At 71.7% G+C, this 12591-nt stretch carries 11 protein-coding genes; 6 read left to right on the top strand and 5 right to left on the bottom strand.

Annotated features, from left to right (window positions below; translation table 11 throughout):
• Positions 1–30 precede the first annotated feature (30 nt).
• The 4 genes from EDF42_RS01745 (at position 31) to EDF42_RS01760 (ending at position 5039) form a co-directional block, all read left to right on the top strand.
• Positions 31–1065, top strand: a complete 1035-nt coding sequence (locus EDF42_RS01745; RefSeq protein WP_123671291.1) for a nitrilase-related carbon-nitrogen hydrolase — start codon at positions 31–33, stop codon at positions 1063–1065.
• A complete protein-coding gene (locus EDF42_RS01750; protein WP_123671292.1) occupies positions 1062–2072 on the top strand; it encodes an agmatine/peptidylarginine deiminase in 1011 nt (336 codons plus the stop codon). Before EDF42_RS01745 ends, EDF42_RS01750 begins: the two co-directional genes overlap by 4 nt.
• Before the next feature lie 161 nt (positions 2073–2233).
• The gene (locus EDF42_RS01755; protein ID WP_123671293.1) at positions 2234–3655 is read left to right on the top strand and encodes an APC family permease; all 1422 of its coding nucleotides are present in this window, start codon (positions 2234–2236) and stop codon (positions 3653–3655) included.
• A 19-nt stretch (positions 3656–3674) separates the two neighbouring features.
• A complete protein-coding gene (locus EDF42_RS01760) occupies positions 3675–5039 on the top strand; it encodes an NAD-dependent succinate-semialdehyde dehydrogenase (RefSeq protein WP_123671294.1) in 1365 nt (454 codons plus the stop codon).
• A gap of 84 nt (positions 5040–5123) precedes the next feature.
• On the opposite strand, the gene EDF42_RS18780 is transcribed toward EDF42_RS01760, so the two are convergent.
• Genes EDF42_RS18780 through gabT form a run of 4 tightly spaced genes read right to left on the bottom strand, consistent with a single transcriptional unit; the run spans position 5124 to position 9597 of the window.
• Positions 5124–5285, bottom strand: a complete 162-nt coding sequence (locus EDF42_RS18780) for a hypothetical protein (RefSeq protein ID WP_185040715.1) — start codon at positions 5283–5285, stop codon at positions 5124–5126.
• A 36-nt stretch (positions 5286–5321) separates the two neighbouring features.
• Positions 5322–6710: an NAD(P)/FAD-dependent oxidoreductase gene (locus EDF42_RS01765; protein WP_123671295.1), complete on the bottom strand. Its 1389-nt coding sequence runs from the start codon at positions 6708–6710 to the stop codon at positions 5322–5324.
• Entirely contained in the window at positions 6707–8239 is a 1533-nt protein-coding gene (locus tag EDF42_RS01770; protein WP_123671296.1) for an NAD-dependent succinate-semialdehyde dehydrogenase, read from the bottom strand. Before EDF42_RS01770 ends, EDF42_RS01765 begins: the two co-directional genes overlap by 4 nt.
• Positions 8236–9597 (bottom strand): 4-aminobutyrate--2-oxoglutarate transaminase, encoded by a 1362-nt coding sequence (gene gabT, locus EDF42_RS01775; RefSeq protein ID WP_123339539.1) that lies wholly within the window; start codon positions 9595–9597, stop codon positions 8236–8238. The genes EDF42_RS01770 and gabT overlap by 4 nt, the downstream gene beginning before the upstream one ends.
• 92 nt (positions 9598–9689) lie before the next feature.
• Between gabT and EDF42_RS01780 the strand changes: the two genes are divergently transcribed.
• Both EDF42_RS01780 and EDF42_RS01785 read left to right on the top strand, forming a co-directional pair.
• A complete protein-coding gene (locus EDF42_RS01780) occupies positions 9690–11225 on the top strand; it encodes a PucR family transcriptional regulator (protein WP_123671297.1) in 1536 nt (511 codons plus the stop codon).
• A gap of 20 nt (positions 11226–11245) precedes the next feature.
• Complete coding sequence (locus tag EDF42_RS01785) at positions 11246–11863, top strand: TetR/AcrR family transcriptional regulator (protein ID WP_123339311.1); 618 nt, start codon at positions 11246–11248, stop codon at positions 11861–11863.
• On the opposite strand, the gene EDF42_RS01790 is transcribed toward EDF42_RS01785, so the two are convergent.
• Entirely contained in the window at positions 11846–12547 is a 702-nt protein-coding gene (locus EDF42_RS01790; RefSeq protein WP_123671298.1) for an NUDIX domain-containing protein, read from the bottom strand. The genes EDF42_RS01785 and EDF42_RS01790 overlap by 18 nt on opposite strands.
• Between the last annotated feature and the right edge of the window lie 44 nt (positions 12548–12591).

Below are 12591 nucleotides of genomic sequence, written 5' to 3' on the forward strand. Positions count from 1 at the left end.
CTCATTGACCATGCGATCAACAATGGCGGGATGGACGTCGTCATCGCTCCCCCGCACCCGTCTCCGCTGCACCAGGACACCGGCACCCCCCGCCGCTCGACCCGCGTCGCCCTCGTGCAGGTGCGTTGGCTCGAAGACCCCGCTGCCCACCGAGCACAACTCGCCGACGGCATCGCCACCGCCGCGGCCAACGGCGCCGCGGCAGTGTTCCTGCCCGAGCTCACCCTGCGCCGCTACCCCGGCGACACTCCGGCCAGTGGTGTCCCGAAGGACCTCGCCGAGTCGCTCGAGGACGGCCCGACGGTCACCTTCACCCGCGCACAGGCGATTGAGCACGGGGTGTTCGTCCACGCCTCGCTGTACGAGCGCCCTGCCGACGACGACCAGCCAGACGACCCCCGCGGCTACAACACCGCCGTCCTCGTCGCCCCCGACGGCACCCTGGTCGGCCGGACCCGAAAGACCCACATCCCGATCAGCGCCGGCTACTACGAGGACACGTACTTCCGCGCGGGGACGGACGACGACGCCTTCCCGGTGTACGAGCCGGCGGGTCTCGGCGCACGCGTCGGACTGCCGACGTGCTGGGACGAGTGGTTCCCCGAGGTGGCTCGGTCCTACGGCCTCGCCGGGTCCGAGGTCCTGGCGTACCCGACGGCGATCGGCTCCGAGCCGACGTTCCCGGACTTCGACACCGCGCCGATCTGGCGGCAGGTCATCGTCGCGAACGGCATCACCGCCGGCCAGTTCATGGTCGTCCCGAACCGCTGGGGCGACGAGGGCGACATCACGTTCTACGGGTCGTCGTTCATCTCGGACCCGTTCGGCCGCGTGCTCGCCGAAGCTCCGCGTGACGCTGACGCGGTGCTCGTGGCGGACCTCGACCTCGAGGCCCGGACGGAGTGGCTCCGACTGTTCCCCTTCTACGTGACCCGTCGCCCCGACCTCTACGCGGGGCTCGTCGCCCCGGTCGACGAGGACCGCCACGCGTACGGCGCACGCGACGCGATCGTCGCGGCCATCGGGGTGGCGGCGACCGACGCCGGACCGGAGGTGCGCGCATGACGTGGGTGATGCCTCCCGAGACGGCTCCGCAGGAACGCACCTGGATGGCGTTCCCGCGCCCCGGCCTGACGCTCGGTGACGACGCGGCGAGCGCCGAGGCGGCGCGACGGACGTGGGCGACCACCGCCAACACGATCAGCGAGCACCAGCCCGTCACGATCGTCGTGGACCCGGTCGCGCGAGCCGACGCTCGTCGCCTGCTGTCGACCGCGGTCGAGGTGCTCGAAGCGCCCCTCGACGACTTCTGGATGCGCGACATCGGGCCGACGTTCGTCGTCGACGACGTGACCGGCGAGCTCGGCGCCGTGGACTGGGTCTTCAACGGCTGGGGCGCGAACTCCTGGTCGACGTGGACCCGTGACGCCGAGGTCGCCGCCACGGTCGCGGCCGCCGCCGGTGCGCGGCGGATCCCGTCGCTGCTCGTGAACGAGGGCGGGGCGATCCACGTCGACGGCACGGGCACGGTCCTGGTGACGGAGACCGTGCAGCTCGATCCGCGACGGAACCCGTACGCCGACCGCGAGCGCGTCGAACTCGAGCTCGCCCGGACGATCGGCGCGACGAACGTGGTCTGGCTGCCCCGCGGCCTGACCCGTGACTACGACGGGTTCGGGACCCGGGGCCACGTCGACATGGTCGCGACCTTCGCCGATCCGGGCACGGTCCTGCTGCACGCGCAGCCCGACGCCGGCCACCCGGACCACCTGGTGATGCCGCAGATCCGTCGGGCGCTCGAGCAGGCCACGGACGCGACCATCGTCGAACTGCCGGCCCCGTCGACCCTGACCGACGACGACGGCCCGGTCGACTGGAACTACGTCAACCACGTGGTGGTGAACGGCGCCGTGATCGCCTGCGCGTTCGGTGACGCCGTTGCCGACGACCGCGCCCGCGGCATCCTCGCCGATGTGTACCCGGGTCGTCAGGTGCGTTCGATCGACGCTCGTCAGGTCTTCGCGCGCGGCGGCGGCCTGCACTGCATCACGCAGCAACAGCCGGCGGTCTGAGCCATCGCCGCGGTGTACAGCAACTGCCCGACGTCTGTACACCGCGGCCGGTCCACCGAGCACTCGCACATCGGTATGTTGCTCCGAACCAGTCCGGGCGACGCTGCCCAGCCCAGCTCCGGCGCTGCCCATCCCCCGACCCAGCAGGGAAGTCCACGCACATGGCATCACCGACCGCGGTCCCCACACCGACAGCACCGGCAACACCTGCGCGCGGCGGTTCCCTGAAGCGGAGCCTCGGACTCTGGGCGATCGTCGGCCTGGGCCTCGGCTACATGACCCCGACGGTGGTGTTCGACACCTTCGGCATCGTCTCCGGGCAGACCGACGGCGCCGTGCCGAGCGCGTACCTGATCGCGCTGGTCATCATGGCCCTGACGGCGATCAGCTACGGGAAGATGGTCCGGGTCTACCCGGCAGCCGGTTCGGCCTACACGTACGTGCGGGAGTCGATGCACCCGAACCTCGGGTTCATGGTCGGCTGGGCGTCCCTGCTCGACTACCTGCTGCTGCCGATGGTGAACGCCCTGATCATCCGGCTCTACCTGGAGCAGGTGTTCCCGGCGCTGCCGTCGTGGGTGACGGTCGTCGTCTACACGGTGTTCGTGACGACGGTGATCTGCCTGTCGATGCGCGGCACGTCGAACCTCAACATGGTGCTGCTCATCGGCGCGATCCTGGCGATGATCGCGTTCGTGGTCTTCACGGTCATCGAACTCGTCCACGGCGCCGGCGCCGGCACGATCGCGAGCACCGAGCCGTTCGTGCACGACGGCGTGACGATGTCCGCCCTGCTCACCGGTGCGACGGTGGTCTGCTTCTCGTTCATCGGCTTCGACGCCGTGACGATGTACACGGAAGAGGCGAAGTCGATCCGGATCATGCCGAGGGCGATCATGCTGACGGTGCTGCTCGGCGGCGCGATCTTCCTGGTGTCCGCGTACTTCGCGCAGCTGCGGTTCCCGACGAACACCCCGTTCGGCGAGTTCACCGACGACCCGCTCCCCCAGATCGGCCTGCTCGTCGGTGGCCCGGTGTTCCAGGCGGTCCTGGTGTCGGCCGGGTTCGTCGCCGCGTTGGCGTCGGGGCTCGCCTCGCACGCGAGCGTCGCCCGCATGCTCATGGTGATGGGTCGGAACAACGTCCTGCCGAAGCGGGTGTTCGGCTACGTCAACCCGCGCACGCACACCCCGGTGTTCAACGTGGTCTTCGTCGGGGCGGTCACGCTGCTCGCGATGAGCTTCTCGCTCGACACCATCTCGTCGTACATCAACTTCGGCGCGCTCGTCGCCTTCACCTTCGTCAACGCGAGCGTCATCGTGCACTTCGCCGTTCGGCAGGGCCGCCGCCACACCGCGGGTGACCGGTGGAAGTACATCGTCCTGCCCGGCCTCGCGATGGTCCTGACGGGTGTGCTCTGGTCGCAGCTCCACGCCGACGCACTGATCGCAGGAGGAGTGTGGGCTGCGATCGGCTTCGCCTACCTGCTCGTCATCACGAAGGGCTTCCGGGTGCTGCCGAAGAGCTTCGACGAGAACCAGCCGGTCACCGGCGTCAACAAGCAGCTGACCGACCAGGCCTGACCCACCACGAGAGGACGCCATGTACGCCGTCACCGACCCCACCACGGGCACGACCCTCGAGACGTTCCCGACCATCACCGACGACGAGCTGCGCGCCGCCGTCACCACCGCCCACCAGACCCACGGCGAGTGGGGCCGCACCAGCACCGTCGCCGACCGCGCGGCCCTGCTCCACCGCGTCGCGGACCTGTACCGGGAGCGTCACGCCGACCTCGCCGCCACGATCGTGCGCGAGATGGCGAAGCCGATCGACCAGGCCGAGGGCGAGGTGGACTTCTGCGCCGACATCTACGACTACTACGCCGACCACGCCGAGGAGTTCCTCGCCGACCAGCCGATCACGCTGGCCGACGGCTCCGAGGGCAGCGCCTTCATCCGGAAGTCGTCGATCGGCGTGCTGCTCGGCATCATGCCGTGGAACTTCCCCGCCTACCAGATCGCCCGGTTCGCCGGCCCGAACCTGCTCATCGGCAACACGGTCCTGCTCAAGCACGCACCGCAGTGCCCCGAGTCGGCCCTGGCGATCGAGCGGATCTTCCACGACGCCGGGTTCCCCGAGGGCGCGTACACGAACGTCTTCGCGACGAACGACCAGGCCGCAGACGTCATCGCCGACCCGCGCGTGCAGGGGGTCTCGCTGACCGGGTCCGCCCGCGCCGGTGCCGCCGTCGCCGAGATCGCCGGCCGGAACCTCACGAAGGTCGTGCTCGAGCTCGGTGGGTCGGACCCCTTCATCGTGCTGTCCACCGACGATCTCGACTCCGTCGTCGAGTCCGCCGTCACGACCCGCCTCGAGGGCAACGGACAGGTCTGCAACGCCCCGAAGCGCTTCCTGGTGGTGGACGACCTGTACGACGACTTCCTGGCGAAGTTCACGACGGCCATGTCGGCGGTCTCGCCGACGGACCCGTCCGTGCCCGGTGCCGAGCTCGGCCCGTTGTCGTCCCCGACCGCCGGGGACCGACTGCAGGAGCAGCTCGCGTCCGCCGTCGCGCAGGGTGCGACGGTCGTCACCGGTGGTGACCGCCAGGGCAACGCCTTCGTGCCGACGATCCTCACCGACGTCACGCCGGACAACGACGCGTACCGCGAGGAGTTCTTCGGCCCCGTCGCCGCCGTGTACCGGGTCGCCGACGAGGACGCCGCCGTCGCACTCGCCAACGACACCCCGTACGGCCTCGGCTCGTACCTGTTCACGACCGACTCCGACCAGGCACTCCGCGTCGCAGACCGGCTCGAGGCCGGCATGGTCTACGTCAACATCGTCGGCGCGGACAGCCCCGAACTGCCGTTCGGCGGCGTCAAGGGCAGCGGCTTCGGCCGCGAACTCGGCCCCCTGGGGGCCGACGAGTTCGTCAACAAGAAGCTGATCCGCATCGGCTGACGGACGCTCTGGACCCGGCTCCACGACGGACGGGAGGCACGGTGCCAGCTGGCACTGTGCCTCCCGTCCGCTCGTCGGTCGCCGCTACTGCTGCGGGTCGGCGGGCTCGCCGCCGGAGTCCGTGTCGCTGTCCTGCGCGGGGTCCTTCGTCGCGTCGCCCGTGGGCGACCCGTCGGGCAGGTCCTCGGTGTACTGCGCTTCGACCTCGCTGGGGTCGCTGGATCCGTTCGCCGTCGTGTCGCTCATGGCCCGGACGCTACGCGCGGTCGACGCTGCACCCGTTCAGACGGACGAGGCGGCAGCGCCGGAGCCGGCGGCGACCGGGGTGACGGCCAGGATCTCGTCGGCGACCTCGCGCCCGATCCGCACCGCCCCGTCGACGTGCTGGTAGCCCTGCCCGGCCAGGTCGCTCGACGCGAACCGGATCGGGCCGACGGCTGCACGCTGGTCGGCGCCGTAGCGGACGAGCCCGCCCAGGTCGAAGCTCGCCGCGTAGGCGCCACGGGTCCACTCCTCGGTGCCCCAGTCGCTCTCGTAGTAGACGACCGGGCGCAGGGCCTCGTCGCCGTAGTAGTGGGCGAGCGAACCGAGCACCCGGGCCTTCCGTTCCTCGGCCGACAGCGCGAACAGGTCGTCCGCGTGCTGGTCGGAGACGAACCCGACGAGCGTGCCCTGCTCGGAGCCGTGCTCGGTGTTGTCGTACGCCTCGTGCACGACCTCGTACGGGCTGAACGCGGTGCCCGAGAGCCCGGCGCCGCGCCAGAACGGCCGGCCGTAGACGGCGTGCACCTTGATGACGAAGCCCATCGACAGGTGCTGGTGCAGCTGGTGCTGGCGACGGGGCAGCGGGGGTTCGTACGAGATCCGCGAGTACAGGGGCGGCGGCACGGCTACGAGCGCCTGCCGGGCGTGGACCTCGATGCCGCCGTCGGCGAGCGCGACGACCCCGTCGTCGGTCCAGCGGAGGGTGCGCACCGGCGCGTTCAGGTGCACGGCGTCACCGAGGCGCTCGGCGAGCCGCTCCGACACCTGCTGCATCCCGCCGACGACGCGCTTGTCGAGGATGAAGTCGGCGTCGACCAGGTTCGTGAAGCTCCCGGCAGAGGCAGCCATCAGCAGGGCCTGCAGTGCCGAGAACGCGTGCGCCGGCTTGGTGAGCATGGCGCCGGCGATGAACAGTTCGACGTTGTCGGTGGCGACGCGGTCCGGGCTGAGCGCGTGCAGCCAGGCACGGAAGGAGACCTCGTCGAGTGCGGCGGCGTCCGGGGTCTCCCAGGGGCGCGCGGGGTCGACCGCTGCGACGTACTCGTCGACGACGGTCACGAGTCGCTCGATCTCGTTCGCCGTCGCCTCGGGCAGCGGGAAGATGTCGCCGGTGTACTCGGTGCGGGTGCCCTCGGCGTCGACGTAGACGCTCGAGCCCTCGCGGTACCGGTCGTACGTGTCGAGTCCGAGTTCGTCGAGGGTCTCGAGCAGTGCGGTCTGGTCGGGCGAGACCCACTGGCCACCGATCTCGAGCGTGACGCCATCGATGTCGTTCGTCCAGGTGCGGCCGCCCACGCGGTCGCGCGCCTCGAGCACCGTGACGGTCAGTCCCGCGGCGCGCAGGCGGTTCGCGGCGGTCAGGCCGGTGACACCGGCTCCGATGACGACGACGTCGCTCTCGATCATCGTGCTGCTCCTTCGGTGGTGGTGCTCCGGAACGGGTCCGGGGTCAGCGTGTACATGGTCTCGAGGTACTCAGCGATGCCCTCGCCACCGCCCTCGCGGCCGAGGCCGGACTGCTTCACCCCGCCGAACGGGGCCGACGCGTTCGAGACGACCCCGGTGTTGAGTCCGAGCATGCCGGTCTCGAGCCGCTCCGTCAGGCGCTGGCCGCGGGCCGGGTCCTCGGTGAACGCGTAGCCGACCAGACCGTACTCGGTGTCGTTGGCGGCGGCCACGGCCTCGTCCTCGGTCCGGAAGGTCCGGATCGCCAGGACGGGTCCGAAGATCTCGTCGCGGAGCAGGTCGCTGCCGGGCTGCACGTCGGTCAGGACCGTGGGCGCGTAGAAGGTGCCGGGGCCGTCGACCGGGTGGCCGCCGGTGTGGAGCGTCGCCCCGCGGTCGAGCGCGTCGGTGACCAGGCGGTGCGCCTTGTCGACGGCGCGGTCGTCGATGAGCGGTCCGATGGCGACGCCGTCCTCGGTGCCGCGGCCGACCCGCATGGCCTCGACGCGTTCGGCGATCCGGCGCGTGAACTCGTCGACGACGTCCTCGTGCACCAGGAACCGGTTCGCGGCGGTGCACGCCTGCCCGGTGTTGCGGAACTTGGCGGCGAGCGCGCCCTCCACGGCCAGATCGAGGTCGGCGTCGGCGAACACCAGGAACGGGGCGTTGCCGCCGAGCTCCATGCTCGTCCGGAGCACGTTCTGCGCCGCCTGGGCGAGCAGCGTGCGTCCGACCGGCGTCGAGCCCGTGAAGGACAGCTTCCGGAGCCGGGGGTCGGCGATCACCGGCCCGGAGACGTCAGCGGCCCGCGTTGTCGGGACCACGTTGACCACCCCGGCGGGCAGACCGACCTCGCGCAGCAGGTCGACGAACAGCAGCGTCGTGAGCGGCGTGAGCTCGGCCGGCTTCACGACGACCGTGCACCCGGCGGCGAGCGCCGGTGCGATCTTCCGGGTCGCCATCGCCAGCGGGAAGTTCCACGGTGTGATGAGGAACGCGGGGCCGACGGGCTTGTGGGAGACGGTGGCACGGCCGGTGCCCTCCGGGTTGGTGCCGTACGAGCCGCCGATCCGGACCGCTTCCTCCGAGAACCAGCGCAGGAACTCTCCGCCGTACGCGACCTCGCCGCGGGCCTCGGCGAGCGGCTTGCCCATCTCGAGCGTCATGAGCAGCGCGAACTCCTCGCGTCGTTCCTGCAGCAGGTCGAACGCGCGGCGGAGCAGCTCGGCGCGGTGCCGCGGCGGTGTGCTCGCCCAGCCCGTCTTGGCGGCTTCCGCGGCGTCGAGGGCGCGGACACCGTCTTCGGGGGTTGCGTCTGCGATGTCGAGCAGCGTCTCGCCGGTGGCGGGGTCGACGACGGCGAAGGTCCGGCCGTCGGCCGACGACTGCCAGGTGCCGCCGACCAGGAGGCCCGTGGGGACGCGGGCGAGCAGCTCGCGTTCGGCGTCGGTGCGGTCGGCCGCAGGGGCGGTGGTGGTGCCGGTGGTCATGCGGTTGCGAGTCCTTCCAGGACGACGTCGAGTCCCTCGTGGAGCAGGGCGTCGCCGATCGACAGTGGGGGCAGGAACCGGACGACGTTGCCGTACGTACCGGCGGTCAGCGCGATGACGCCGTGCTCGAACGCCGACCGCACCACCTTCCCGGTCAATGCTGCGTCCGGTTCGCCGGTCGCGGGGTCCACGAGTTCCATCGCGACCATCGCGCCGCGTCCGCGGACGTCACCGATCCGCGGGTCGGTCGTCTGCGCGGCACGGAGTCGTCCGAGCAGCACCTCACCGATCTCGCGGGCTCGGTCGATCAGCCCGTCGTGCTCGAACGCGTCGATCGCGGCGAGGGCGGCGGCGCAGGCGATCGGGTTGCCGCCGTAGGTGCCGCCGAGCCCGCCGACGTGCGCGGAGTCCATGATCTCGGCGCGCCCGGTCACGGCGGACAGGGGCAGACCGCCGGCCATGCCCTTCGCGGTCGTGACGACGTCCGGCACGATCCCCTCGTGCTCGCTCGCGAACATCGACCCGGTGCGCGCGAAGCCGGTCTGCACCTCGTCGGCGATGAGCACGACGCCGTTCGCCGTGGTCCACTCGGACAGGGCGGTGAGGAACCCGGGCGCGGGGACGACGAAGCCGCCCTCCCCCTGGATCGGTTCGATGAGCAGCGCAGCGGTGTTCGCCGCGCCGACCTGCTTCTCGATCTGGCTGATCGCGCGCTTCGCCGCCTCGGGCCCGGAGAGGCCGTCGTGGAACGGGTAGGACATCGGCACCCGGTAGACCTCGGGCGCGAACGGGCCGAAGCCGTCCTTGTAGGGCTGGTTCTTCGCGGTGAGCGCCATCGTGAGGTTCGTGCGCCCGTGGTACGCGTGGTCGAACACCACGACGGCCTGCCGACCGGTGTGCTTGCGCGCGATCTTCACGGCGTTCTCGACGGCCTCGGCGCCGGAGTTGAACAGCGCCGTGCGCTTCTCGTGGTCACCGGGGGTCAGCCGGTTGAGTGCCTCGGCGACCGCGACGTACCCGTCGTAGGCGGCGATCGTGAAGCACGTGTGGGTGAAGGCAGCGACCTGCTCGGTGACCGCGGCGACGACGGCGGGGTGCGCGTTGCCGACGCTGGTCACGGCGATCCCGGACCCCAGGTCGACGAACGAGTTGTCGTCCGCGTCCACGACGACCCCACCACCGGCCGCGACGACGGCGATCGGCACGGCGACCCCGACCCCGGCCGCGACGGCTCCGGCCTTCCGCGCCATGAGCTCTCGAGACCGGGGGCCGGGGACGGCCGTGACGAGCCGTCGTTCCTGGGGCAGCGAGGGGCCGCCGGTGGGCGCACTGATCGATGGTGCTGCGGTGGAGGACATGCGGCGATGGTAGGAGCCTGCGGCGACCCCGGTGGCTGTCCACCGTGTACATCGAGCACCGGTCGGATCGCCCCGGTGGATAAGGTGCTCCCATGCCCGCGACGCTGCGTTCCCTGTTGCACCGTGCCGACCTCCGCCTCCGCCCGCTGACCGACGCGGACACGGGCGCCCTCGACGCCCCGCTGTCGTGGCTGCACAGCTCCGACCTCGAGGACCCGACGCCGTTCCTGGCCGACGGGCAGGGACTGCTGACCACGGGCACCCAGTTCGGCGCCGAGGCCGAGGTCCCGGAGGACGTCGCCGGCCCGTACGTCCGCCGACTCGTCGACCGGGGCGTCGTCGCACTCGGGTTCGGCACCGAGGTCGTCCGCGCGGGCACCCCGGACGCCCTCGTCGCCGCCTGTTCGCAGCACGGGCTCCCGTTGTTCGAGGTGCCCTACGAGACCTCGTTCATCGCGGTCGCGCAGGCGAACGCCGAAGCGGTCGCCCGCGACGCGAACGCCCGGAACGCCTGGGCCCTCGCCGCACAGCGGGCGATCTCGCTCGCGGCGATGCGCCCGGACGGACTCGGCGCCACGATCGCCGAGCTCTCCGGGCAGCTCGACGGCTGGGTCGGGCTCTTCGACGTGTCGGGACGGCTCGACCGCGGGCACCCGAGCGACGAAGTGCCCGCCCAGGACCTCGAGCTGCTCCGGACCGAGGCGCTGCGCCTGTTGCGCGCGGGACAGCGGGCGAGCCTGCCGGTGACCACCGAGCACCACACCGGGTTCACCCTGCAGACCCTCGGCAGCGGGGGCCACCTGAGCGGCGTGCTCGCGATCGCCAACGGTGGTGCGCTCGACCGCGCCGGACGTGAGGTGGTGACGTCCGTCATCGCCCTCGCCGGACTCGCGCTGCAGCAGAACCGTGAGCTGGCCCGGGCACGCGGGCTCCTGCGCACCGGCCTGCTCACCATGCTCTCGGTCGGCGATCCGGAGGTGGTCCAGTCGACGTCGCGCGAGGTGTGGGGTCCCCTGCCCGCCGAACCCGTCCGGATCGCGGCCCTCGACGTCGACGACCACGACCTCGACACCGTCGTCGACCTGCTCGAACTGTGGGTGCAGGACCGGCCCGGACAGCTCTTCTTCGCCGTCGACGACGCCCTCTTCCTGTGCGTGAGCGCCGACGACACCGCGATCGTCGAGGAACTGGTCGGGCGCTTCGACCTGCGGGCCGGCCTGTCGGACGGTGCCGCGTACCGGTCGTTCGGCCGCGCTCGCACCGAGGCCGTGCAGGCCCTGGACCGTCGGCGCGAAGGACGACCGGGCACCACCGAGTTCGGCGACCTCGCCCGGGAAGGCGTCCTCGCACACCTGGCCCACGTGGACGTCGACGCCGGAGCCGTCGCCCGCGCGTTCCTCGCTCCCCTGCTCGAACACGACCGATCGGCGGGCACCGAGCTCACCCGCACCGTCCGTGCCTGGCTCGAGCAGAACTGCGAGTACGACCGCGCCGCCCAGGTGCTCGGCATCCACCGCCACACCGCACGCTCCCGGGTCGAGCACGCCGGTCGGCTCCTCGACCGCGACCTCGCCGTCTTCGCGACTCGTGCCGACCTGTGGGCAGCCTTCGTCGTCGAGGGCGCGTGACGCGCGGATACGGTGGGACGATGCCGACGACACCGGCCCGCCGGCGCCTGAGCCCGGCCGAACGCGGATCCCAGATCGCGGCGGCGGCCGTCGACCTGGCGCGCGCCGAGGGCCTCGCGGCGGTGACGCTCCGCGGGGTCGCCGCCGTGATCGGGGTCGCGCCGTCGCTCGTCGCCCACTACCGCCCGAGCATGGAGGACCTGGTCGGCGAGACGTTCCGCACCGTCGCGACAGCGGAGGTCGCCGAGGTCCGCGCGATCGTCGCCGCTGCGCCCGACCCCGTCTCCGGCCTCCGCACCCTGCTCGGCTGCATCGCCGATCCCGCGCGCGACGACGTCGCCACCCTCTGGGCCGACGCGTGGAGCATCGGCCGCACGAACGCGGCACTGGCGACCGCGGCACGGGACGTCATGGACGACTGGCAAGTCCTCGCGACCACGGTCGTCGTCGACGGGGTGCGCACGGGCGTGCTGTGGACCGACGACCCGGACGGCGTAGGACGCCTGCTCTTCGCGCTCGTCGACGCCACCAACGGGTACGCCCTGGTCGACTACCTCGACCGACCGACCCGCGAAGGCCTGGTCCGCACGACGATCGCCCGAGCGGTGGGCCTGGACGGCTCAGCCCTGTCGGGGTGACACCCGCCACACTGCCACCGACCGCAGTGCCACCCACTGCAGCAGCATGATCGTCTTGCCGTCGGCGATCCGGCCGTCCTCGACCATCGCGAGCGCCTCGTCGAGTGCCAGCTCGAGCACCTCGATGTCCTCACCCTCGTCCTCGACCCCGCCTCCCGCCTCGACCCGGTCCGCCGGCGTGTAGGCACCGACGTAGAAGTGGACACGCTCGGTGACCGAACCGGGGCTCATGAAGACGTCGCCGACGCGCACCAGGTCACCCAGCCGGATGCCGAGCTCCTCGGCGGCTTCGCGTCGGACGGCGGTCTCGGGGTCGTCCTCGTCGAGCAGCCCCGCCGCAGCCTCGATGAGCATCCCGTCCGGGTGCCCGTTCACGTACGCCGGCCACCGGAACTGCCGGGTGAGCAGGACGGTGCCGCGCTCGGCGTCGTACGGCAGCACCGTGGCGCCGTTCCCCCGGTCGTAGGTCTCGCGCTGCTGCCGGTCCCACCGGCCGTCCCGGCGCCGGACGTCGAGCGTGGTGCGACGGAGCACGTGCCAGCCGTCCGACACGACCTCGACGTCCCGCACGACGACGTCGGGGTTGCGCTCGAGGTCACGGCCGACGGCGTCGAGTCCGGTCCGCCCACGGGCATCGGGGACGTCGACACCGGGACGAGGGACTGCTGCACGATCTTCGGTCACCTGGTCACGCTAGCGGCGCGGGTGGACCGGAGCGGTGCGGGAAG

It is taken from the genome of Curtobacterium sp. PhB172, from assembly GCF_003752545.1.
In the GTDB taxonomy this organism is placed as follows: domain Bacteria; phylum Actinomycetota; class Actinomycetes; order Actinomycetales; family Microbacteriaceae; genus Curtobacterium.

What these genes read in the sequence shown, in the direction of transcription:
- EDF42_RS01745 (WP_123671291.1), top strand. Translation starts at nt 31, where the DNA reads ATGGACGTCGTCATCGCTCCCCCGCACCCGTCTCCGCTGCACCAGGAC.
- EDF42_RS01750 (WP_123671292.1), top strand. Translation starts at nt 1,062, where the DNA reads ATGACGTGGGTGATGCCTCCCGAGACGGCTCCGCAGGAACGCACCTGG.
- EDF42_RS01755 (WP_123671293.1), top strand. Translation starts at nt 2,234, where the DNA reads ATGGCATCACCGACCGCGGTCCCCACACCGACAGCACCGGCAACACCT.
- EDF42_RS01760 (WP_123671294.1), top strand. Translation starts at nt 3,675, where the DNA reads ATGTACGCCGTCACCGACCCCACCACGGGCACGACCCTCGAGACGTTC.
- EDF42_RS18780 (WP_185040715.1), bottom strand. Translation starts at nt 5,285, where the DNA reads ATGAGCGACACGACGGCGAACGGATCCAGCGACCCCAGCGAGGTCGAA.
- EDF42_RS01765 (WP_123671295.1), bottom strand. Translation starts at nt 6,710, where the DNA reads ATGATCGAGAGCGACGTCGTCGTCATCGGAGCCGGTGTCACCGGCCTG.
- EDF42_RS01770 (WP_123671296.1), bottom strand. Translation starts at nt 8,239, where the DNA reads ATGACCACCGGCACCACCACCGCCCCTGCGGCCGACCGCACCGACGCC.
- gabT (WP_123339539.1), bottom strand. Translation starts at nt 9,597, where the DNA reads ATGTCCTCCACCGCAGCACCATCGATCAGTGCGCCCACCGGCGGCCCC.
- EDF42_RS01780 (WP_123671297.1), top strand. Translation starts at nt 9,690, where the DNA reads ATGCCCGCGACGCTGCGTTCCCTGTTGCACCGTGCCGACCTCCGCCTC.
- EDF42_RS01785 (WP_123339311.1), top strand. Translation starts at nt 11,246, where the DNA reads ATGCCGACGACACCGGCCCGCCGGCGCCTGAGCCCGGCCGAACGCGGA.